This is a genomic window from Microcoleus sp. Pol8_D6 (assembly GCF_036700965.1).
Classification (GTDB): domain Bacteria; phylum Cyanobacteriota; class Cyanobacteriia; order Cyanobacteriales; family Microcoleaceae; genus Microcoleus.
Genome location: NZ_JAUBPW010000033.1, coordinates 48766 through 71660 on the forward strand (window position 1 = coordinate 48766; position 22895 = coordinate 71660).

The following is a 22895-nucleotide window of genomic DNA, read 5'->3' on the forward strand; positions in this document are numbered from 1 at the left end:
TGCAGTATTTGTGCTAGAGGTTTAATTAAGACCTCACAAAAGTCCACTCTAAGACTTCGCGGGGAGCGTTGTGTAACGCTTCCTTGATTTCCTGGTTGCTGTCGAACTTGACTTTATTCAAAAGGCACGCTTCGACGTTCACAGTAAACTTATCGTCTTCAAAAGGCCAAGGAGTTACAGTCACGAGTTCGTTGCTGTGCTGTACAATATCGTAGCGCTTACCGTCGGGGCCGACAGTAATTTCTAAAGCTCGTTCTCCGGCGGGTAATTCTCGACTGCAAAGAATTAATGATAGCCGATCGCACCACTGGAAAAAAGCATAAGCTGCCTTAGCATCTTCCTCAGAAATATTCAACTCTTTTTGCCATTTTTTTTGATTTTCCAGTTGTTGGTCCAAAAACTCGTCGAGTTCCTTCGACTCTCCCCGCTTTCCTTCATTGAGATAGCTCATGTGCATAGAAATCAGCATGGCTACCCACCTACCGCGATATAGGGAATTCTCCGTCATGGCTTTAATTTTAGGCAGAGAAGTTTCGGTCTGCAAGGTAAAATCAAAGGGCGCGCCCGCTTCAGTCAAAATATTTTCTTCCCACTCTTTCTCCAAATCGTCGTGATGGGAAATAGCCGCTATGGTTTCATAGAGGCGAACCGGAGATTTCGAGCGCTTCCACTGTCCGCCAAGTTGGGCCGCGAGTAAAGCGTGGGCGCGGTGGTAAATAATTTCCCACCCGGTGGCGGTTAAATTAGCAATCATGGAATTTTTGTCCTGAATTAAGTTGATACAAGTATTTTGTGCGAGCATTCGGCTCTCGATCCCCCGTAGCCTTAAAAATGGGGAAACCGGAATCGGTCAAAGCCCAGGTTTTTAAAGGAGATCGAGACTTACAGAAAAACGAAAGTTAAATCACAAAAGGTTCGATCGAGATATCCTGCCATTTCCCCTCAAAGCGTTCGACAACCAAAGGTCGGATGCGGAACTTCGGGGGACACCCATCGAGAACATCAATCCGCAAACACGAATAAGGACGGCGTTTGTGGGAACCTTGACCGCTGCGGCCGACAAATAGCAAAGATTCCGCTACCCGTCGGCTGGCTGTTTCGGAACCAGACTGCCGCGCCAACCGATAAGCTTCAGGACTCAATGCTTCCTGCAACATCGGCCCTTCCGGGCGCTGGCGGCGGAGACTGTGGCCGCTTCCCCCGCAGACAATCCAATTAATCCCAGAGTCGCCGTGTCCAGTATCCCCAGTCCGCAGGTATTCCAAACAGTGAGCGTGGCCAGTCAGCACCAAATCTACTAGCGGACGCCCCCGCGCCACCTCCCCAACTGCATCGGCCACCCCATCGAGCACCTCGCGCAATCGCCACCGAACCGCCAAAGTTTGAGCTTGATTCCACTTTGTCGCCTCTGTCACGTAGGGGGGATGGTGCAGGTAAATTACCCGCCCCCGCACGTCGGAATCGTGCCAAGAGTCAATCAGTCTTTTTTTGAGCCATTCGAGCTGTTCAACGTCGGTGGAGGCTGTTTTGTCGGGCGACAGTTGTTTGTCAATATCCATCAACATTTCGTCAACTTGCTCTAACTTGGCACCCAAGTCGTCTAGCTGTTCGTCTTCCTCGGGAATTTGGGGGTTGAGCCGATCGCACATTTCGAGCATTACCAATTTTTCTTGTTCCAATTTCTGGCGATCAAGTTCCAAATTCTGGCGCCGAATGTCGCCCTGTTTGGTTTTCGGGATCGGTAACGGTTCGTTGAAGGTGTTGGAGTCGAGGGCGAAGAAGTCGATGCCGCCGCTGCGGAAGGTGTAGTAGCGGTTGGGTAAACGGGTAAAGCGTCCGGGTTGGTAGCGGAGGCAGCGGCCTGTGCTGGTGCTGGTGGTGTAGTGGGTGTCTAGGTGGCGATCGAGTTCTCCCGGCAATTTGTGAGCTTTGAGGTAGTCCAGAAACGCTTTGGCGTAGGTATTTCCGCGATCGGAACCGTGCCAGCCGACATCGAGATCCAACTTGGCACCCAACAGCCGCCGCAGCGGCAAAGCTGTCGCTGAGAGAAGGCCGTAGACTATCGGCAAGTCGTAATAGTCGTGGTTTCCTGGTACGGGCAAAAACGGAAAATTAAACACCATGCGATCGTAGGCAATCCGAGAGGGATGCTCGCCGCCGACTATAAATTCTCGGTAGGGACGAATAAAGTTTTGCAAGTAATATTCGCTGGAACCTACGAGATAAACTACATCGCCGGTGTGGAGGACGAAACGGCAAGTCTCGCGCTCGGAGACCATCTGTTCGGCAATCTGCCGCTGGGGATTGTAGCCGCGGTGATTGCCCGTGCCGCTGTCGCCTACGACTAAAAACGAAAACTCTGGAGAGTCGGTGGTTGGAGATTCCAAAACTATCCGAGTTTGGTCGATTCCCCGATCGACGATCGACTGTTCTTGCCACCGCACCCGCTCTTTCATTTTGCGGATTTTGACTTTTATTTGCGGGTCGGAAACGAATTTCAATTCACCTCTTCTCCAAAATTGCTGAGTTCCTAGTTAATAGTGTAGCGATCGGGGAAGTTTTTACATCTCTCTAAAAGCTGAAAATCGAGGCGCGGGTACTCAGAAACCGGGTTTTGGACGAGAATACTGCCTGACAACTGATATATTGCCCCTTTCTCCATAAGCCTGTTAAGCGAGAATGGTGCAATATGTGAGACGATCGGACTCTCCGACTCCAAGGGCGATCGATCCCTACACCCTGCCCCAAGTGGGCAACATCAGATAGAACGCAGTAAACAAATATAAAATGGAAGCAATACAACTGTCTTTATTCTCAAAAGAGGAAGAACCAATTCCTGCCAAAAAGCAGAAGAAAGCAAAATTAGGGCGTTACGAACGCATCCAACGCGAACTAGAAGCAAATGACTGCGACCCCTACAAGATATTCATTGATGTTGAATCTCAGTCACTGCCAAAATCAGACTATACATTTGTAGATATTTTTTGCGGTGCGGGCGGCATGACCCAAGGTTTATTGCAAGCTGGTTTTCGACCAGTAGCAAGCGTTGAAATTAATCCCATAGCCTCCGCAACTCATACAAAAAACTTTCCCGATTGCCATCACTTGTGCGACGATATAAAAAACTTAAATCCCCAAAAGTTGCTCGCTGAAATTGGTTCGCCAGAAGTTCATGTGGTTGTAGGCGGGCCGCCGTGTCAAGGCTTCTCAGTTGCAGGAAAACGCGACCCCAACGACCCTCGAAATCGCTTATTTAGAGAGTTTGTCCGAGTTGTCTCTGAAATACGTCCTTGGTATGTTGTCATGGAAAACGTACCGGGAATATTGACTATACAAAAAGGAGCTGTTAAGCAAGCCATTTGCGAGGCTTTTGAGGAAATTGGCTATCCCCATATGTCCGTTGCTGTTCTGGAATCAGCCGCCTATGGAGTCGCGCAAATCCGCCCGCGAGCTATTTTTATTGCCAATAGATTTGGGATGCAAAATCCCTATCCGAAGCCGCAATTTTTGCCCGAACAATACAAAGCGATTGAGTCAGCAATTGATGATTTACCAGAGTATACTCCCATACCCGAAATTAACCACGAATGGACTCGTCATTCTGTTGAGTACATGGAAAGACTTGCTCAAGTTCCACCAGGCGGTTCTTTGTATGAAAGCTACGCCGATGCTTTCAAGCGACAGTATCCGGGAAAACCGAGTATGACTGTTAAAGAAAATCACGGTGGCACTCATATTCACCCTTATCTCAACCGCGTTATTTCCGCTCGCGAAATGGCTAGATTGCAAAGTTTCCCGGATTCATTTATTTTTGAAGGTTCAATGAAAAAGGCAATGTGGCAAATTGGAAATGCCGTGCCGCTTGGCGGAGTGTATCGGTTTTGCACTTATTCCCTATTTGAATGATATTGCTTTGAACAAACCTAGTAAAGTTACTCTTCCAGGCAAAGCCTAAGAATTAGCAAATAAGATATTACTGATTTTCCTCGCGACGCTGAACTTTTAATAATATATTACTGGCAAACTTTGGTGTACTTGCTTTTTCACCTAAAAAATTAATTAATTCAGTAAAAGTCTTGGGGGGATTTTTGTACTTTTGAGACTGTTGCTGTAATAAATCAACTATTGAGTCCGGGTATTCGTCCAATAAATCGCTCAGAAACTCATCGGGCGACTGTGCTATAATGTTCCAAGGAGCTAGATCGTTTTCTCTAAAATCCTTGAGATTATTGGTGACAATGATATCAGCTCCAGCAGTTACGGCTGCGGCAAGAACGTGACGGTCTTTAGGGTCATTTGTCATTGCTTCCTCTAGCCCGACAGGCACTTCAACCATCGCTTCAGGAAAAGCTAATTTGATTTGATTTTCAAGATTCTTTGCTTTCTCCTGCGAAAGCTTTCCTCCACCGATCAGGTTGTCTATTGCCTCATCGAGGATTTTCTGAGACCAATATGGTAAATACAAACCTTCATCAGCAGTGGAAAGCAGAGTATCGCGCAAATACATCGGGAACAGGACACAAGCATCAAGTACAACACTAAGTTTAGTCATATTAGAGGTTAAATTAGTCCTATTCCTCGTACAAGCCAGCTTCCTCAGTCATCTCGATTAGCTCATCCAAGAGTTGGCGGCGCTTGACTTTCCGCTGTTCCTTATAAATCATTAAATCTTGGAAAAGTATGCGCCGATGGGAACCAACTTTGATATGGGGAATTTCTCCGTTTTCCAGTAATTTTACTAAAAATGGTCGCGATACATTCAGAATATTAGCAGCTTCCTGTGTTGTCAGTTCGCGATTGTGACGCACGATGGAAATAGCTTGACCTGATGCCATTGCTTGGACAACTTGACCGAGTAAACTGTAAACTGATTCGGGAATGAGAATTTCTTCTCCGTTACTTGCCACTAATTTTAGTTGTGAAGATTCGAGGCTGAGAATCTGCTTTAATTGCGCTATTGCTTCTTTTTCTTGATCTGGAGTCAAAACCGACTCTGGGGACTCTTTTTGCTTCAACATAGCAAGTCTCTCTTGTAGTGTTTTTTGTCTGATTTATGCAGTGTTGGACGCACTTCGAGCAAAGAAACCGGGTTTTCACGAAAATATTTCGTTGCAACCGACAGATTCGCGAAAAAATCCGGTTTCTGGCTGCCCGCGTGTAAGTCTCTGGCACATACTCAGTTGTTTTTACGATAACACTTTTCGCGCTGTAAACGCAATATCCGCAACAAGCGAAATATTCAAAATTGTATGAAGCAAGGTGTGCAGTGCACTTCCTTGCAGTAGCTTGGGAAAATTAGCTTTGTATTGGCTTACGATTCAGACTTTTTGAGTATTTTTACTATTTCTTCCAGCAGTTTATCTATAGCTTGTGAGCTGTTGACTTGAGTTGCGTTGGGGAGAGATTCGGTATTTCTAATGTGCTCATGCAGATAACCATCACTTATGTTTTTTTGGATACTATATAGTCCTTTCATTGCATTTTTAAAAGACTGGGTGCCCGAATAATTATTTGCTACTTTCTGGAAGTTGTCTATGCCTACTCCAAATATAGGAGGTACATGATCCATGATTGCACGAGTAAGCATGGCAGTCGCATAATAGTTTTCATGAGAATAGCTAGTGTTTAGTTCCTCACATAATTTGATAAGTTTTGAACAGTCAAACTTTGATGGTCTTGATGAAATATCTTTTAGTTCCTGTAGTCTTCCTTCATTAATAAAAAGGGGATTAGGTGACACAGTTAAAGTTTGAGAAACCTGATTTTTAGGTTCCTGTGTACTTTCGATTTCAGATATTCCTTTAGCTGTAATCCAAACAAGACCACAATTAGGATGCAGACCAAACAAGCTATCACAAACTATAAAACCTTTCTCTTCTAGTAAGTAAGTTGCGATACTTAAAACCTCTCCTTCAGATAAGTGTGTATCCTTAGTAACATCACTAAGATTAATAGAATTTTCTGTGTTAGCTCCAGTAGATTTATAAATACAACATAGGAGTTGAAAACGCTTCTTTTGTTGTTCTGCTGCGAGGCGCCTAGTTGAATTCAATAAATACTCCGTGGGATCGATATTATTTTGAGTTACCTGATTCTTTACTTCAGCTATTCCTTTAGGTGTAATCGAAACAGGGCAATCAATCTCATCCAGGTTATAATTATTAAATCCGTAACTATATATTTTTATGAAATCCTGCGCGTATAAGTATTTGGAAATACTTATAATTTCACTTTCCGATAAATTTAGAGACTTAGCAATATCACGAATAGAAATATTTTCCTCAGATATATTGCGCTCAGTCGCTTTACAAATACAATACAAAACTTCAAGATGCTTCGGGTTTAGTTGTTCAGTATCTTGGCTATCGACGTTCATAGTTAACCTCAATAAAAGCTTAGTGCGATCGCTGACACTAATTATAACTCAGCATTGTGTCAATATCCACTACAGTGGACAAAGAGACCAAGATTGAGGATTCTGCTATGACAAATGATACTTAAAAGGCTGGGAATGTATACATCCCATTTGGGATCTATACATTCCCTTCCGGCTTAATCGCCTACATCTCCCTCAATATTTTTTAATTCCGATAACTTCTTTTCCCAGCCTGTTTGATAGGCTAGCTCCACTGCCTCCTCAGAAGCAATTGAAAAAGCATCTTCCTCATCAGGATTCTCCTGATGCCGTAATAAATTTTCTTCATAAGCATTTTTGTAGGAATCTTCATTTCCGTCTGGATCAGTCTGGTTACAAGAGTAATAATGCTCCATACAATCCACCCATCCCTTTGCATGAGCAATAGCTTCCTTTGCTGTTGAGTAGTCTGGAGTGTTGTATTTCTGAGAGTTAGTTACAACTGTAGGATAATTTCCATCAGGCTTTACGAAGCCTGCTATTATTCGGGGTGTATAGGAAACCCTTACGCAGTATACCTCTAACCTAATTTTTTCAAGAACAAGCTCAGTGTTTCGATAGTATCGATTGCCATAATTACTCATAACGAATTACCTTAATAGATTTTTCAAGTTTGCGCTTTTATTATAGCAAATTTTATATAAGGTCGAGCTTGACAAATATTCCAATTTAGAATAAAGAGTCAAGGCAGTCTTGTCCGATCGTTGGAGAGTCGGAAACTTGACGCCCGATCGCCCGAAATTCCCCATCCCGACTCAAGACCGATGCCTCGCAGATGTACAATAGGGCGATCGCACTCCCCAACGACCACCGCGATAGGCCGCTACACTCTGCCCGAAATGGGTAACATCAGATAAAAAGCAGTAAAAAACTAGAAAAAGGTTTATTGCAAGCTGGTTTTCGGCCAGTAGCAAGTGTTGAAATCAATGGTGCTTTTGTTTCAAGATGAGCATCGATCGCCAAAGAATAACGGATAATGAGACTATCACCAACATTGAGGGGAACAAGATGACTTCTCAAACGATCGAACTTTTGGAAGATTTGCTAGGTAAGTTACAGCACTTACTCCCGGAAAATCAGCAGCTTTTGTTAACTTTTACAGAGTTTTTGCTGGAACGACAGATGCGATCGATCCCCGAAAACACTTCAGTTGAAGCTGCACCTCCTCCTCCGCAACAACGAGTTTTGGGTCTGCATCAAGGGATGGGCTGGATGAGTGAGGATTTTAACGAGCCACTTCCTGATGCGTTTTGGTTGGGTGAAGCATGAATATTTTGCTGGATACGCACGTCTTGATTTGGCTAGCGATCTCTCCCCAAAACTTATCGCAACAAGCGACGAATATTATCACCGATCCAACTCATACTTTGTTTACGAGCTTGGTTAGTATTTGGGAAATGCAAATTAAGCTTCAGCTTGGGAAGTTAACACTGAACGTGTCCTTAACTGAATTGATAGAACGGCCAGCAGCAAGTCAATGGATTGCAAATTTTGCCGATCGAGCTAGCTCATATTTTTACATTAGACACATTGCCAAATGCTCATCGCGATCCCTTCGATAGACTCTTAATTGCTCAAGCCGTTGTGACTCAAATGCCTGTCTTAAGTATTGATGCTGTATTCGACAGCTACCCAGTACAAAGATTATGGTAGAGCGATCGGTTGAATAAGCTTTAACTTATAATCGGCGATCAGTAAAGAATATCGCATTCAGAATCAGAAACCGGGTTTTTACCAAATCTGCGGGCTACAAAGAAGTATTATCGTAAAAAACCCGGTTTCTGGGCCAATGTGTAAGTCCATTGGCTCTTGCATCCCCTCGCAGAGGTACAATAGGACGATCGCATTCCCCAACTCCCACCGTGATAGAGCGCTACACTTTGCCCGAAATGGGCAACATCTGGACTGAAACCGCCAAGCTTAAAACCTGGCTGCAAGTAGAAATCGCTGTCTGCGAAGCTCAAGCCGAACTCGGCTACATCCCCGCCGCCGCAGTCGAAGAAATCAAAGCTAAGGCTAATTTTGACCCGAAACGAGTCCTCGAAATTGAAGCGGAAGTCCGCCACGACATGATCGCTTTCTTGACAAATGTCAACGAATATGTAGGCGATGCCGGCCGCTACATCCACCTCGGTTTAACCAGTTCCGATGTGCTCGATACTGCTTTGGCGCTGCAATTAGTCGCCAGCGTCAATATCTTGTTAGAACGTGTCGAAGAATTGAGTCAAGCTATTCGCTATCAGGCGCAACAGCATCGCAATACCGTCATGGTTGGCCGATCGCACGGAATTCACGCCGAACCCATCACCTTTGGCTTTAAACTAGCAGGATGGCTGGCAGAAGTTTTTCGCAACCGCGCCCGATTGGTGAATTTGCGATCGTCCATTGCAGTCGGCAAAATCTCCGGCGCAGTCGGAACCTATGCTAATATCGATCCGCGAATTGAAGCGATCGCCTGTCAAAACCTCGGACTCGAACCGGATACCGCATCGACTCAAGTCATTTCGCGCGATCGACACGCCGAATACGTCCAAACCTTAGCACTGTTAGCAGCATCGATCGAGCGTTTTGCAGTAGAAATCCGCAACCTGCAACGCACCGACGTTCTCGAAGTCGAAGAATTCTTTTCCAAAGGGCAAAAAGGCTCATCCGCCATGCCCCACAAACGCAACCCGATTCGATCGGAAAGACTCACAGGGATGGCAAGAATTGTCCGCGCCAACGCCGTCGCAGCCTTAGAAAATGTTGCACTTTGGCACGAAAGAGACATCTCTCACAGTTCCGTAGAACGGATGATTTTGCCCGATAGTTCCACTGTCACCCACTTCATGTTAGTAGAAACCACAGACTTAGTAAAACACCTGCTAGTCTATCCCGAAAACATGAAACAAAACATGAACCTTTACGGCGGAGTCATCTTCAGCCAGCGGGTGATGTTAGCTTTAGTAGAAAAAGGCACCAGTCGCGAAGACGCCTACAAAATTGTGCAATCTTGTGCTCACGAAGCTTGGAACAAACCGGGCGGCAATTTCTACAATTTAATTGCTAAGGACGATCGGGTAACAGCTAAGATGACCACCAAAGAAATTGATGATTGTTTCGATCCGCAGTATCAATTGAGGCACTTAGATTTAGTGTATCAGCGCTTGGGAATTTGAGGACAATTAACAATTAAAAATGACTCAGAGAGAAAAGAGAGCGAGCGTTCTCGCGCTTGTCCCACAGTCCGCCGGGGGTTAAAACCCCCGTCTCATAGCTAAAGTCGGTTAAAACCGACTGAAAGACTCATAAAATAAAAGTTTTAGAGAAATATTTCAGTCCTCATAGCGAGGACTTTAGCTATGAGACAGGGGTTTCAACCCCTGTCGGTCTGGCGGGCTGGCAGACAACACGAAAAGCGCGAAAATTCCCCAAAATATGAAATGTAAAAACTCTATTAAATATCCAATTAACAGAGCTATGAAATTAAACCGATTTACAAAATATTTAATTGTATTCGCTCTAATATTACTATCTACAACCACCCTGAATTATACAAGATCGATTCGCGCCCAGGAGCCGCCACAAGTGCAAATTACCCAACCAGAACCAAACCCAGTATTACCTGAAAGTATTTTCATGAGTCAACTTCCCAGTGGGGCGCGACTGGTTGACATCCGCACCGTAAATCCCAACATTCGCCTCGATATCCGATACGCCACTACTAACAATTTCTTGAAACGAAAACTTTACCCTATATCGAAATGCGCCTTGAGAAGTTCTGTTGCTCAACAGTTAGGGCGAGTTCAAACAGATTTGGAAAAAATTGGATTGGGTTTGAAAGTTTACGATTGCTACAGGCCTTTCTCTGTGACTAAGCAAATGTGGGAAGTTTGGCCAGATCCGCGCTATGTTGCTAATCCTGCTAGAGGTTCGCGACACAATCGCGGTGCTGCTATTGATTTGACTTTAGTCGATCGCACTGGCAAAGAATTAGAAATGCCTACACCTTACGATGATTTTACCGAAAAAGCTCATGGAGATTATCAAGGCGGCAGCGCGGAATCTCGGAAAAATCGTCAAGTGCTTAAGAATTCAATGAAAAAACACGGATTTATGAGTATCACAACCGAATGGTGGCACTTTGATTCGGAAGATTGGCAGAAATTTGCGATTCTTGATATATCGCTTTCCGAGATTCCTTAATTCCACTATTTATTAATAGTCGCATATTTGAGGAAGACAAGGTGCTGCTGTATCCCCACAGATGTCAGGAAAATTATCGCAGTTTTACCGAAAATTCGTATTCGTATCCCCGGAAATTAGAGTCTAATTGTAATGTGTAATTGCCTGTTACTGGCACTTTTCCACTCCACTCTGTTTCATTGCCTTGATAAGGATCTCCGGCTAAAAGTTTGCCACGAGGAGTTATAATTTGGGGGAAAACTTCTTGCCGATTCCTAACAGTCATTGTTTGACCTTTTCGGGCGCGAATCCGGTAAGAGTGGCTGCCGCCGCCGATAATTCGACCTTTGACGATCGCCTCATCTCCTCCCGGCAGAAAATTAATCTGCTGGTTGACATTAGAACAACTGCTTTCGGTGCGTCTTTTCGCAACCCAACCGGGAACTGGATCGGTAATTCGCAGCCAACCGTTTTGTTCTTCGGCAACTGAAACAAAGGTATTATTTTTAAGTTTTCCTACTATGTTGCTGCCCCTTACTTGCGGGATCGATCGCACATTTAGCGGTGGATTCGGATCGCTGACTACAGCCATACTGATTTTGCAACCCGAATCTGGGGGTGTGACAACTACTGGCTCAACTTTTGGCCCAGGGACTCCTGCAACTAGCGAGGATTGAACAGCCGGGGTTTTTGCCGGTTGGGGTGGGGATTTCGGAGATTCTGCAGCCGGGGTTTGTGCTTGCAGAGATTTTGGTTGCCGAGATTCAGGGTTGTTCGTCGGCCCTGCAATCTGGTTTCTGGTGGATGCCGGGGATTCTGCAAGGGGAAGATCGGATTGTTTCATCGCACCCGACTGTATAGTTGCAACAGCCACTCCCACCGCTGTTGCCACTCCTGCTAAGCTTACTGTGATGATTTGAGCCTTCGTAAATGACATAAAAAACCCTCTCTGTATCTATACTAATAATTTTTGTTTGGGAGTTGGGGCGATCGCCAGTTAATTTACAGTGGAAATACCTAGTGCTGCCCACAGGGTCAGGATTTTTAGATAAAATTTCAGAGCCATAATTGTCGCAATAATTTGAGTAAATATATACTGGACGCCTATACTGATGGTAATCTTGCTCTGGGTTATTTGCGCGCCAATTTGCGAAGGTAAGCGTTCAGCGCGAGGTACATAAAATGTCAAAATTGATTCCTCTAAGATTACAACCGCCTCGCGATCGATTGTTGGAGAAGGTGAAGCAGGAAGTCCAAGCAGGGCTCGCGCAGTCTTTGCACGCCGCTGTACTGGCTAACCTCAGTCAAGACTCGTCGCCAACGGGTGTTAACCGCTGTTGGGATGTGGAAGTGAAAGCGGGCAACCGTCCGAGTTTTCGGCTTCCTCCCAAAGCAAGCATGGCTAAAGTGTTCGATCGCGCCGGCGGTAAATTGGTAATTTTGGGAGCCACGGGTGCAGGCAAAACTACGACGCTGCTAGAATTAGCTCGCGTGTTAGTTTCCCGCGCCCAAAAAGATGCTAGTTTGCCCGTACCAGTGCTGTTTGAACTCGGATCGTGGAAAGCAGAATCCGGGGCGATCGCAGATTGGTTAATTGCTCAACTTCAGTTCAAATACCGCATCTCTCCTGCTGTCGGCAAAAAATGGCTTGCCGAACAAAAATTGCTGCCTCTCCTCGACGGATTGGATGAAGTAGAAACCCACCGCCAAAATATCTGCATTCAAGCAATAAATCAGTTTGTTGAAAGCGAATTGAAACCCAAACATTTAGTAGCTTGCAGCAGTTTTGAAGCTTACAAAAACTGCGAAACTAGATTTCGCCTGCAAGCAGCGGTTTTATTGAAACCTTTAAGAGAAACTCAAATTCAAAATTATCTGCTAGAAGCCAGAAGTCGCGAACTTTGGTACAGCATTGAACACGAGCCGGAGTTGTTGAAATTGGCAAAAGTTCCCTTGCTTTTGAGCATGATGGCTCTGGCTTACGACGATATTTTAATAGAAGCTTGGAAGCGCATAACTTCTCCCGAAGAACAGCGCAAATATCTGTTAACTGCCTATATTCGCCACCAAATGACCGGGCAAGTCAAGCAGTATCCCAGAGGTAAGGAACTGCGGCCGGAACAAATTCGCCACTGGCTGGGATGGTTGGCCAGAAGGATGGAACAGCAAGGAATTCAAGAATTTTACCTCGATCGCATACCGTCTAGCTGGCTGCAAACCAAGGAGCAACAGCGCAAGTATCAGTTTGGAGTTAAGCTGGTGGGCGGGCTGATTTGGGTGATTTTGGGATTAATTGCCAGCCTAGTCTCCGGGTCAATTTGGGGATTAATTGCGGGTGCTGTTGCTGCGGTAATTAGTGCTTTGTTGCCGGGAATTCCGGGGATTGAAAGTTTTATATTGCGCCTGGTGCTATGGTCGAACGGCTACATTCCTTGGGATTACAAGCGTTTTCTCGATGCTGCGACCGATCGCCTGCTGCTGCAAAAAACTGGCGATCGGCGTTATCGATTTATTCACGATTTATTGCAAAAACATTTTGCTGAAATATAAATTATCGATCGCCCCTACCTGAAACCAAATAGCGAGCGATCGAATTACTGACTGCCATTAGTTCAAATTGTCTGGGTCTACTCCCAACTCTCGCAATCTTTGAGCTAATTGTTGGGCGCGCCGATCTAATTGTTGGGCGCGTTGCGCTTCATGTTTCACTTGTTCTTCAGGTGTCAAATAGCGTTTGCCATCGGCATCGTACCAATACAACCACTCTCTTGTCACCCCAGAATAATTTCCCCTTTCACAACCAATTCCCAAACCGATTTCTGGCATCCAAACAGGATTTCCTGACTGCAGTTCATACTTGCCATTGACTAACTTGTGTACTTCCAAACGCGGTTTACGGCGGCGGCGGGAAGAATAAATCACGTAATAAAGTACGCCTAAAGCTTGATATTCTTCCAATTTCGTGCTGTATTCCTTGCGATAATTTTGGGAAACAACTTCTAGCACGAACAGCGGCATGACATTTTCATCCCACACCACGTAACTGGGACGCAATTCTTCGTCGTAAAACCGTTCTACTCCTAAACTCAAGAAACCATCTGGGACAATAGCTGGCTTGTCAGGGTGATAGTAAACACCCATATCTATCCCAAAAAACCAGTCCATGCGTGACGACCAAAGTATTAGCAAGATTGCTTTTAGCAACCCCGGTATTAATTCTTGCAGTTCGTTATCCACAGGCGTTTCATCCGAGTCTGGTAGTTCGTCGGCTGAGGGCAAGTTCCTCGGCAAGTTGTACTGTAACATTGCTGCTTTCCTCAAAACTAATTCATATTATATAAACGCAAATTACTCTTGAACAAGAGAATAGTTTTTCAATGATTTGACAAAAATAGCCAAACATGATAAAGGTATTGCCAATTCTGCACGCTTTAAGTACAAAATGTTCGATCGACTCCTAGATCGACACCCTCGAAAGGTTAAGATTCTAATCTGACCCTCCTGCAATCATTGCTTCACCTCCTATGACGGAAACTTTATTGTTCAACGCCCTCCGCGAGGCGTTAGACGAAGAAATGGCCCGCGACTCCGCCGTATTCGTACTCGGCGAAGACGTAGGTCAATACGGCGGTTCCTATAAAGTCACCAAAGACCTCTACAACAAATACGGCGAACTGAGAGTGCTCGACACCCCGATCGCCGAAAATAGCTTTACAGGCATGGCAGTAGGCGCAGCAATGACGGGACTGCGACCGGTCATCGAAGGCATGAACATGGGCTTTTTGCTGCTGGCCTTCAACCAAATTTCCAACAACGCCGGAATGCTGCGCTACACATCCGGCGGCAACTTCAAAATGCCAATGGTAATTCGCGGGCCCGGCGGCGTGGGCCGGCAACTCGGCGCGGAACACTCCCAGCGCTTAGAAGCATATTTCCAAGCAGTACCCGGTTTGAAAATAGTCGCCTGTTCGACTCCCTACAACGCCAAAGGACTCTTAAAATCAGCCATCCGCGACGATAACCCCGTTCTATTTTTCGAGCACGTTCTTCTTTACAACCTCAAAGAAAATTTGCCAGAAACAGAATATTTAGTGCCGCTGGACAAAGCAGAAATTGTGCGCTCGGGCAAAGATGTCACTATCGTGACTTATTCCCGGATGCGGCACCACGTCATGCAAGCCGTACCCGCCCTGGTAAAAGAAGGTTACGATCCAGAAGTAATCGACCTAATTTCTCTCAAACCCCTGGACATGGAGACAATTGGCGAATCCATCCGGAAAACTCACAAAGTAATCATTGTAGAGGAGTGCATGAAAACAGGAGGCATTGGTGCCGAACTCATTGCCTCAATCAGCGATCGATTTTTTGACGAACTCGACGCACCGGTTTTGCGCCTGTCTTCACAAGATATTCCCACACCTTACAACGGCAATTTGGAAAGACTGACAATTGTCCAGCCCACTCAAATTGTCGAAGCCGTCCAAAAGATGGTAGCTTTGCGAGTATAAATAGTGATTAGTCAGTAGTCATTGGTTGACTGTTGACTGTTGACTGTTGACTGATGACTGTTGACTGATGACTGATGACTGATGACTAAAATCTGCCAACCGCCAACTGCCAACTGACAACTGCCAACTCACCAATGACTAATAATTAAATATGCAAAAACAACGTTCAATATTAGCCCTAATTTTTGTTTTAATCATCGCCGCTATTACTGTAATAGTAACAATTCCGACGCGGCTGGGATTAGACTTGCAAGGAGGATCGCAACTCACAATTCAGGTAAAAACTACCCCCACAATTCCCAAAATAGACCAGGGAATGTTAGAAGCTGTGCGGCGGATTGTCGAAAACCGGGTTAACGGTTTGGGAGTTTCCGAAGCATTAGTCCAAACAGTAGGAGAAGACCAAATTCTCGTGCAATTGCCCGGAGTAAATGACCCGCAGCAAGCAGAACGAGTTTTGGGAGGCACGGCAAAGCTAGAATTTCTGGAACAACTGCCCGGAACAGAAGCACAATTAGCCATTGAAAGGCAGTTGCAGCAGGAATTGCTGGTCAAACAAGAAGAATTGAAAACCAGCCCTAATGAGGCAGCAATTAAAGAAAATCAGGCTGCTTTGAAAAGAAGCAATGAGGCGATCGCCAAACTCTTCAAAAGCAGCGGCCTCGGCGGCGAAAACCTCAAAGACGCTCAACCTCAACCCTTGGCCTCTGGGAACAACTGGAACGTTGCTCTCCGTTTCGATACCCAAGGGGGCGAACTATTTGCCCAACTCACTAAAAATTTAGCAGGCACCGGACGCAGTATCGGTATTTTTCTAGACGAAAGAATGATCAGTTCTCCAGTCGTCGGCGTTGAATTTGCCCAGGCAGGAATTACTGGTGGAAGTGCCGTAATTCAAGGCAACTTTACAACGCAAGAAGCCAACGATTTGGCAGTGCAATTGCGGGGCGGCGCTTTGCCGGTGCCTGTCGAAATTGTAGAAAACCGCACGATCGGCGCTAGCTTGGGTAAAGACAGCATTCAAAGCAGTATTAACGCAGGTATAGGCGGCTTAGTTTTAGTCTTGCTTTTCATGGTTGCCTACTATCGACTCCCCGGCGTAATTGCCAATATTGCGCTGTTAATTTATGCTCTGTTAACTTGGGCAGCTTTCGTGCTTTTGGGAGTGACATTAACGCTGCCGGGAATTGCTGGTTTTGTGCTCAGCATTGGAATGGCCGTGGATGCTAACGTGCTGATTTTTGAGCGCACGCGGGAAGAGTTGCGGGCGGGGAAATCGCTTTATCGATCAGTTGAATCGGGTTTTTACCGCGCTTTTTCCAGCATTTTAGACGGCAACGTCACAACAGTTATTGCTTGTGCTGCTTTGTTTTGGTTGGGCGCTGGTTTAGTTAAAGGGTTTGCTGTAACTCTGGCATTGGGGGTGGGAGTGAGTATGTTTACTGCGCTCACTTGCAGCCGCACTCTGCTGTTCGTAGTATTGAGCTTTCCAGCATTGCGGAAACCTCAGTGGTTCTGTCCCGGTTTGTCGAAAACTGCTAATAGTTAACTAATTAGGTAAGGTGCGCCCAGCGCACCCTACATTAGCTAATAACCAATAACCAATAACGAGTGACTTCTTCCTTTTTCCTTCTATCCCTTACACAATCAGTTGCCGAACTTCCTTCTTCATTCAAATTATGAAATTCAGTGTAATCAAACAACGATCGCTCTGGTGGAGTATTTCCGCCGCTATAATCCTCGCAGGTATAGTGTCGATGGCCATTTCTTGGACTCGTCCCGACATTCGCGCACCGCTGCGCCCCAGTTTAGATTTTATCGGCGGCACTCGCCTGCAATTTGAACTCGACTGCACGAAACCGGAAAATTGTAAACCCATCGATCTTGCTGCTGTCCGCGAAGTCCTGGACACCCAAGGTTTAGGTGGCAGCAGCATTCAAGTTATCGGCAAGGAACAGCGCGGTTTGTCACTGCGAACGAAAACTTTGGATGTCGAACAGCGGACTAATTTGCAAACAGCTTTGAGCGAAAAGATAGGCGCTTTTGCTCCTCAATCTACTCAAATTGATACGGTTGGGCCTACCCTCGGTAAACAATTATTTACTTCGGGATTGTTGGCTTTATTCCTTTCCTTTGCGGGAATTACGGTTTATCTAACATTCCGGTTTCAGTGGGATTATGCCTTTTTTGCTTTCGTTGCTTTGTTCCACGACGTGTTGGTTACTCTTGGTGTTTTCTCGTTTTTGGGTTTAGTTCAAGGAGTGGAAGTTGACAGCTTATTTGTGGTCGCTCTCTTGACAATTATCGGTTTTTCTGTTAACGATACAGTGGTAATTTACGATCGCGTGCGCGAAGTAATCAAGCTAAATCCGGGACAGTCGATAAATCAAATTGTCGATGATGCGGTCATGCAGACGCTGGGAAGGTCAATTAACACGACGATGACAACGCTGCTGACTTTGTTTTCAATCTTTTTGTTTGGCGGCGAAACCCTCAAATACTTTGCTTTAGCATTGATTGTCGGCTTTATTGCGGGTGCGTATTCGAGTATTTTCATTGCCAGTACGCTGCTAGCTTGGTGGCGCACTCGGATGGCCCACTCTATCCCCGTCCCTGCAGAAGGAATCAACCAGTCAGAGGAAGTTTAATGGACTGTTGACGGTTAACTGTTGACGGTTAACTGTTGACTGACTAATAATCAATCATCAATAACCAATAACCAATAACCAATGACAAAGGACAAATGACAAATAACAAATGACTACTGAGGAAACTTTTCAAATTGAAGTCCAAAGGCTTCACAAACTAACAGTTTACGGCCGCTGGTTAACTGTGATATTGCTGTGGATTAGCGTCGGTTCTTTGAGCATTTGGGGTTTGCGCCGCGAAATAGCTTTGTGTTTAGAACACTTCACTTGGGCGGCAGTGCGCTACGGTTTATCTTTTCATCGCTGGCCCACTCTCGGTTTGGGTTTGTGCTTGGGAATGACTTTAGCTGTGCTAACTTGGCAAAGTCGCAATATGGTGCGAGGATTGCCCCTGCGAGAAAAACAGGGTTTGGAACAACAAGTTCGCCGCATTCGCCAGCGGGGGCCGAGTCATCCTTTGTGGAAGTGGGTTTGCAAAGGTTCGCGGTAGCCCACGGGCTTCATTCTTTAGTCTCAAGCCAGAGGTACGAAAGTTTGACAAAAAGCGGTTTCAACAGCCGAGTCCCTAACTTTTATTGCTTCTTCCTTCTTCCTTCTTCCTGACATTCGTTACATCCGTTACATCCGTTACATCTGAAATCTTGCACCATTCTCAATAAGCTTTTTATGAACAGGCTTTCCGGCCTGTTCCACAAAGAGTGAATTTTCTTGTGGAACAGGCCGGAAAGCCTGTTAAGCGAGAATGGTGCAATATCTCAGTTACATCCGTTACATCCGTGGAGCGAATCCGTTGCCGAACTTCCTTCTTCTGTATCACGCAAAGCGAGGCAAAATCTGTGCTAGGGAAGACTGTTGAAGCGGAATTTCGATCGCAAATTCTGCTCCTTTTCCCGGTTCCGAAAAGCACTTCAATGCGCCGCGGTGTTGGTTGACAACAATTTCATAGCTAATCGACAGTCCCAAACCCGTTCCTTGGCCGACCGGCTTAGTAGTAAAGAAAGGGTCAAACAACCGCTTCCGAACATCTTCTGTCATTCCAGGGCCGTTGTCAGAAATTTTAATTAGTACCTTTTTTTTCTCAATTAACTCGGTGCGAATCCGAATCGTAGGAACCAGGCGGGTAGACTGAGAAAGTGATAATTGAGTCTTTGTACAAGACTGCTTTTCTTCGCCGGATTGCGACTTTTTCGCGTTTTTTTTATCAACATTTTCGTGTTTATTAGACTCAACCAGGGCGTAAATTGCATTAAGTAAAATATTCATAAATACCTGATTGAGCTGTCCGGGATAGCACTGCACCAGCGGCAAGTCGCTGTATTCTTTGTGAATTTCGATCGCCTCCTGCCCCGGTTTCCCTTTAAGCTGGCTTTGCAAAAGCATAATCGTGTTGTTGATACCGTCGTGAATGTTGACCTGCTTCATTTCCGCTTCGTCTAATCTGCAAAAATTCCGCAGCGACAAAACGATGTCGCGCACTCTTTCTGCACCTTGCTGCATAGAATTTAAGACTTTAGGCAAGTCTTCTAGCAAATAATCGAGTTCGATTTTTTCTGCTTCCGCTTCAATTGCTGCGATGGGTTCGGGACAGTGCTGTCGGTAGATGTCGAGCATCCGCATTAAACATTGCGTGTACTCTTTAGCGTGGTGCAAATTGCTATAAATAAAGCCGATCGGATTGTTGATTTCGTGAGCTACTCCTGCTACTAACTGCCCCAAAGAAGACATTTTTTCTGTTTGAATTAGTTGAGTTTGAGTGCGCTGAAGTTCCAGCAGGGCAAGTTCAAGCTGTTGGGCTTGATGTCTCAATTGTGCTTGCGACTCGCGCATCGCCACGGTTGATAACTCGTGAATTTGCAACTGAGAAAGCAGCAGTTGGTGTACGTCTAAAAGTTTGTAACTTTCTGGTTCTACTTGTACTACAATTGGTTCGTGGATTAGTTCGGCCGATCGCTCCAAAGACTGCCGCACTGCCGTCATAATTGAGGTTTCGCGATCGAGAACCAACATATCAGTTTTAGTAAAGCGGTAGAGTATGAACAAAGGCTGTTGAGAAAATAACTCCAAACTGTAGGGGCGGCTCATGTGTTCAAAATAACGCCGCCGCGAAATCATCCCGATAAACTTTCCTTGCTGAGTGATGATGATGCCGGGAACTAAAGGGTTTGCTTGAAAAATTTTAGCAACTTCGTCCCCCGGACACTCAGATTCTAGGAGAAAGTCGTACAGGGTTAATTCCTGTAGAGTTGATCGCAAACCAAGCGGCGATTTTAGGGGACTCAACCCGTCAGTTTCATACACTGCTCCCTCCTTTGGTAATTGGCAGTTGCGGTTGGCTGCTGGAGTCTTGCCTACTATTTAGAAGGCGTTTTCAACTCTTTTTATAGCTTAGTCATCAACTTTCCTCTGCTCCCTCGCATCCAGTTAATTCAGCAGGATTATTTTTTGCCTTAAATCGTGCTGGTGTCCCCCGAAACGATTGCAGGTTAGATTGATTTAACAGCAGACACCCCTTTGAAACCTGACTATGTATTGAATTTTATATATCCAAGATTTTACTAATCCGAATATAACAGTCATAACTATTTTTAATGTTTGATGAGATTAATTTGGTTCAGATGGATAGACATCTGCAACCTGTGGCAGTACATTTCGTATTACCCCTTGCGTAAAATTATATTACAATAAGACAAGAATAGCGACAACTCTGCAGCCGATCGCGCGATTTTAAAATTCAGGCAAAACAGGTTTCCGGCAATTGCTAATAAATCTCAATTGTCAGTTTTTTGCACAAATTGCCGATCGCACTCAACCTGGGGATTGTATTGTAGGTTGTCTCCGAGCCAGGGACAGCCGATGGCGAGCAATTTGTCAAGTTCGGCAGCTTATAGTTTAGCCGCATCGACGCTCCAAAGCTTCACCGACGAAATTTTTCCCGGCAGGTGCTTAAGTTGTGATCGCACAACTTAAGCACCTGCTCCACACATCCGCTTGATGTTCCTTAAAAATTTGCAGAAAAGTACCGTCTGGCTGCCAACTTGATATTTAAATTCTCTCGCTGGAAAATCAGAGACGGAGAATCAAGAGGAAGCAGAAGGAAATAATTGTATTTTACCCGACTTTTCTCCAACCTCCACTTCACTTTGAGGAAGTTGGTTTGGTTGCGATAATCTTTCGATCATTATTACTTCTCCTCCCCCTTGATTTTAGGCAATTCACTGTAGACATTTTTTGAGTGATTAAAATGCCCGCAGACAGATTACTCCTGCGGGCATTTTAGATTTTGGATTTTAGATTTTAGATTTTGGCGATGCCGGACAATTCTTTGAACAGCTCGCGGATGCACCGGGCAATTACCCGCTGGCGAGCTAACTTAACAGGAGTGCCGCCTTTTTTCCGTCGTCTGAGGTTTTCCGCCGGGGACATGAGTTCTTTATCTTTGCCTTGGCCGTAGGTGAATTGCAGCGGCGGATTGTTTTTGGCAACTTCCAAGCGAGTAAAGCACCATTGCCATAACGCCTTTCTACAGAGCGCGCTGCCGGATTGCTTGCCCTTTTTCTTCTGGCCGCTGTCCTCTCTGACTACGCCCATGCCGACGGCTCGCATGAAACGGCGCTCTGACAGTTTAAGTTTAGAGTCTTTCCCGGTCTGGCGATTTTTTCTGACTTTGACTTCCGGTTGACCATCCTTAAGAAAGTCTTCGATCGGATAAATCGCTCCTAGCAAATAGCCTTGAAGCTGGTAGCCAAACCCGAATTTAGTAAAAATCCGGCGATACTCTTTGAACTGCGGATGTTCGATAAGTTCGACTAATTGCTTTTTTAGTTTGAAGATTTCCTCCTCAATCTCGCTGTATTGCTTGGCAGCCCACCGAGTTTGAGCTTCTATGCCGGAACCGATCGTTCCCTCCAAAATGCGATCGTACTTTTGGGATTTCCTTCTTCCTGCAAGCCAGCCCCACATCAGCGGTGGCAATTCCTCTTGTAGTTTGGCTGATTTGACCAAGGCAATCTCCGGGCATTGCCAACTTAATTCTTGTCGCATTCTATTTATGATGGGGCTTTGCAATCTGTTGAGATGCTCCAGTCGCAGGCAAACGTGTTTGATTCGACCAATTAAGGGATCGCGGATTTTGAGGTAACTATCGGGCCCTTTGTCAAAGTACCAACAAGCGATCGCGAATGCGTCAATCTCATCGGTCTTGGCGCCGCTCTTGCCTTCTTTTCCCATCAGTTCCGCCCGGTAATTGGGCAATTTACTGTTGGAAATCATCCGCACTTCAGCGCCCCAGTCGGCAAGTTTATTCATCCAGAGTTGTGCATAATTCATCCCGGTTGGTTCGCAGATGGCTACTACTTTATCGGCCTTGAAGCTTTCAATTTTGGCTCTTAATTTATTCAAATTTTCAACGTTCGAGTGAAACACTTCGATGTCGGCGTCAAAGTAGTCATCACGGGGGCTGCTGGGCTTTTCCAGCATAAAACACGCGGCAATTGATGACCGAGAAACGTCAATGCCTACGATTAAATATTCCATCTAGTTTAGGGAGAGTAACAATTGAATTGAAAGGACAAGAGAGCCTACGAATCTCCCAAAAGCAATTAAGCTTACTTCACTGATTAAGGCTCAATTATTTTGTCCGGGTTGTGCGGGCTGGCGCTTACGAATTGCCAATAGCAATTAAGCTAATTTCTCATTTAAAGCGCCACTCATCTTGCGACTCGTCCCGCGACTTCCCCTTATTAAGGGGAGTTTCGCTCGCAGAGTCCGTGCGAGCTCGTCAGGCGGTCGTGGTGATGGAATTGGTGGCAACTAAGGCGATATAGGCGTAGATGTAGTCAATGTTTTGCGTTAAAATCGCTGCGAATTCATCTGTTGAGTAAGTTTGTAACAGGTGATTTGCAGCATTGACATACTGATTCAAGCAGCGGTCAGGAGGCTGTTTTTGCAGTAGTCCGCGTGATTTAGCTTCTTTGATAGTGAGGAAAACTTCTTGCGTTTCGGCATCGCTAAAGTTGTCGAATCGCTCTTTTGCCGATTTAATTAATTCGGTGATGTGGTGCTTGTTTTTGGTTGGCATGGTAATTTTGTAGATGCGAATAGAGGACAGTTAGCCAAGACAGTTCCTTAAACGGTCAAGATTGCAACTTGACCGTTTTTTTT

At 45.4% G+C, this 22895-nt stretch carries 21 protein-coding genes and 1 pseudogene; 10 read left to right on the forward strand and 12 right to left on the reverse strand.

Annotated features, from left to right (window positions below; genetic code table 11):
• Window positions 1-25: 25 nt before the first annotated feature.
• Together QUA10_RS15220 and QUA10_RS15225 are read right to left on the reverse strand one after the other, a co-directional pair.
• Window positions 26-754, reverse strand: a complete 729-nt coding sequence (locus QUA10_RS15220) for a DUF3891 family protein (protein ID WP_333086297.1) — start codon at window positions 752-754, stop codon at window positions 26-28.
• A gap of 145 nt (window positions 755-899) precedes the next feature.
• The gene (locus tag QUA10_RS15225) at window positions 900-2501 is read right to left on the reverse strand and encodes a metallophosphoesterase (protein WP_333083359.1); all 1602 of its coding nucleotides are present in this window, start codon (window positions 2499-2501) and stop codon (window positions 900-902) included.
• A 286-nt stretch (window positions 2502-2787) separates the two neighbouring features.
• Here QUA10_RS15225 and QUA10_RS15230 point away from each other — a divergent pair.
• Window positions 2788-3955 (forward strand): annotated as a pseudogene (locus QUA10_RS15230) (DNA cytosine methyltransferase).
• 18 nt (window positions 3956-3973) lie between these two features.
• On the opposite strand, the gene QUA10_RS15235 reads toward QUA10_RS15230, so the two are convergent.
• From QUA10_RS15235 to QUA10_RS15250, 4 genes are all read right to left on the reverse strand, one after another.
• Window positions 3974-4552, reverse strand: coding sequence for a PIN domain-containing protein (locus tag QUA10_RS15235; RefSeq protein WP_333083360.1), 579 nt, complete (start codon window positions 4550-4552; stop codon window positions 3974-3976).
• Window positions 4553-4571: 19 nt separating this feature from the next.
• The gene (locus tag QUA10_RS15240; RefSeq protein WP_333083361.1) at window positions 4572-5018 is read right to left on the reverse strand and encodes a helix-turn-helix domain-containing protein; all 447 of its coding nucleotides are present in this window, start codon (window positions 5016-5018) and stop codon (window positions 4572-4574) included.
• A 293-nt stretch (window positions 5019-5311) separates the two neighbouring features.
• On the reverse strand, window positions 5312-6376 hold the full coding sequence (locus QUA10_RS15245; RefSeq protein WP_333083362.1) for a hypothetical protein: 1065 nt from the start codon (window positions 6374-6376) through the stop codon (window positions 5312-5314).
• Between the two features lie 176 nt (window positions 6377-6552).
• Window positions 6553-6999, reverse strand: coding sequence for a hypothetical protein (locus tag QUA10_RS15250; protein ID WP_333083364.1), 447 nt, complete (start codon window positions 6997-6999; stop codon window positions 6553-6555).
• Between the two features lie 424 nt (window positions 7000-7423).
• Between QUA10_RS15250 and QUA10_RS15255 the strand changes: the two genes are divergently transcribed.
• The 4 genes from QUA10_RS15255 to QUA10_RS15270 all read left to right on the forward strand — a co-directional run bounded on the left by QUA10_RS15255 (window position 7424) and on the right by QUA10_RS15270 (window position 10600).
• On the forward strand, window positions 7424-7684 hold the full coding sequence (locus tag QUA10_RS15255) for a DUF2281 domain-containing protein (protein WP_333083365.1): 261 nt from the start codon (window positions 7424-7426) through the stop codon (window positions 7682-7684).
• The gene (locus tag QUA10_RS15260) at window positions 7681-7977 is read left to right on the forward strand and encodes a type II toxin-antitoxin system VapC family toxin (RefSeq protein WP_333083366.1); all 297 of its coding nucleotides are present in this window, start codon (window positions 7681-7683) and stop codon (window positions 7975-7977) included. Before QUA10_RS15255 ends, QUA10_RS15260 begins: the two co-directional genes overlap by 4 nt.
• A gap of 300 nt (window positions 7978-8277) precedes the next feature.
• The gene (purB, locus tag QUA10_RS15265) at window positions 8278-9573 is read left to right on the forward strand and encodes an adenylosuccinate lyase (protein WP_242725653.1); all 1296 of its coding nucleotides are present in this window, start codon (window positions 8278-8280) and stop codon (window positions 9571-9573) included.
• A 301-nt stretch (window positions 9574-9874) separates the two neighbouring features.
• A complete protein-coding gene (locus QUA10_RS15270; protein WP_333083367.1) occupies window positions 9875-10600 on the forward strand; it encodes a M15 family metallopeptidase in 726 nt (241 codons plus the stop codon).
• Between the two features lie 73 nt (window positions 10601-10673).
• On the opposite strand, the gene QUA10_RS15275 is transcribed toward QUA10_RS15270, so the two are convergent.
• Window positions 10674-11516 (reverse strand): SH3 domain-containing protein, encoded by an 843-nt coding sequence (locus QUA10_RS15275; RefSeq protein ID WP_333083368.1) that lies wholly within the window; start codon window positions 11514-11516, stop codon window positions 10674-10676.
• Window positions 11517-11576: 60 nt separating this feature from the next.
• Window positions 11577-11768 carry a hypothetical protein gene (locus QUA10_RS15280; RefSeq protein ID WP_333086298.1) on the reverse strand — a complete coding sequence of 64 codons (192 nt, stop codon included), beginning with the start codon at window positions 11766-11768 and terminating at the stop codon, window positions 11577-11579.
• On the opposite strand from QUA10_RS15280, the gene QUA10_RS15285 reads away from it, so the two are divergent.
• Window positions 11762-13129 carry an NACHT domain-containing protein gene (locus tag QUA10_RS15285; protein WP_333083369.1) on the forward strand — a complete coding sequence of 456 codons (1368 nt, stop codon included), beginning with the start codon at window positions 11762-11764 and terminating at the stop codon, window positions 13127-13129. The genes QUA10_RS15280 and QUA10_RS15285 overlap by 7 nt on opposite strands.
• Window positions 13130-13186: 57 nt before the next feature.
• On the opposite strand, the gene QUA10_RS15290 is transcribed toward QUA10_RS15285, so the two are convergent.
• Window positions 13187-13885 carry a Uma2 family endonuclease gene (locus QUA10_RS15290; RefSeq protein ID WP_333083370.1) on the reverse strand — a complete coding sequence of 233 codons (699 nt, stop codon included), beginning with the start codon at window positions 13883-13885 and terminating at the stop codon, window positions 13187-13189.
• Between the two features lie 218 nt (window positions 13886-14103).
• Between QUA10_RS15290 and QUA10_RS15295 the strand changes: the two genes are divergently transcribed.
• The 4 genes from QUA10_RS15295 to QUA10_RS15310 all read left to right on the forward strand — a co-directional run bounded on the left by QUA10_RS15295 (window position 14104) and on the right by QUA10_RS15310 (window position 18225).
• Window positions 14104-15087, forward strand: a complete 984-nt coding sequence (locus QUA10_RS15295; RefSeq protein WP_333083371.1) for an alpha-ketoacid dehydrogenase subunit beta — start codon at window positions 14104-14106, stop codon at window positions 15085-15087.
• Window positions 15088-15238: 151 nt separating this feature from the next.
• A complete protein-coding gene (secD, locus tag QUA10_RS15300) occupies window positions 15239-16636 on the forward strand; it encodes a protein translocase subunit SecD (RefSeq protein WP_333083372.1) in 1398 nt (465 codons plus the stop codon).
• Window positions 16637-16766: 130 nt separating this feature from the next.
• Complete coding sequence (gene secF, locus QUA10_RS15305) at window positions 16767-17735, forward strand: protein translocase subunit SecF (RefSeq protein WP_333083373.1); 969 nt, start codon at window positions 16767-16769, stop codon at window positions 17733-17735.
• Between the two features lie 109 nt (window positions 17736-17844).
• On the forward strand, window positions 17845-18225 hold the full coding sequence (locus QUA10_RS15310) for a hypothetical protein (RefSeq protein ID WP_333083374.1): 381 nt from the start codon (window positions 17845-17847) through the stop codon (window positions 18223-18225).
• A 323-nt stretch (window positions 18226-18548) separates the two neighbouring features.
• Here the strand turns inward: QUA10_RS15310 and QUA10_RS15315 are convergent, their stop codons facing one another.
• The 3 genes from QUA10_RS15315 to QUA10_RS15325 all read right to left on the reverse strand — a co-directional run bounded on the left by QUA10_RS15315 (window position 18549) and on the right by QUA10_RS15325 (window position 22812).
• Entirely contained in the window at window positions 18549-20033 is a 1485-nt protein-coding gene (locus QUA10_RS15315; protein WP_333083375.1) for an ATP-binding protein, read from the reverse strand.
• A 996-nt stretch (window positions 20034-21029) separates the two neighbouring features.
• A complete protein-coding gene (locus QUA10_RS15320; RefSeq protein WP_333083376.1) occupies window positions 21030-22268 on the reverse strand; it encodes an IS110 family transposase in 1239 nt (412 codons plus the stop codon).
• Window positions 22269-22512: 244 nt separating this feature from the next.
• Window positions 22513-22812, reverse strand: coding sequence for a hypothetical protein (locus QUA10_RS15325; RefSeq protein WP_333083377.1), 300 nt, complete (start codon window positions 22810-22812; stop codon window positions 22513-22515).
• Between the last annotated feature and the right edge of the window lie 83 nt (window positions 22813-22895).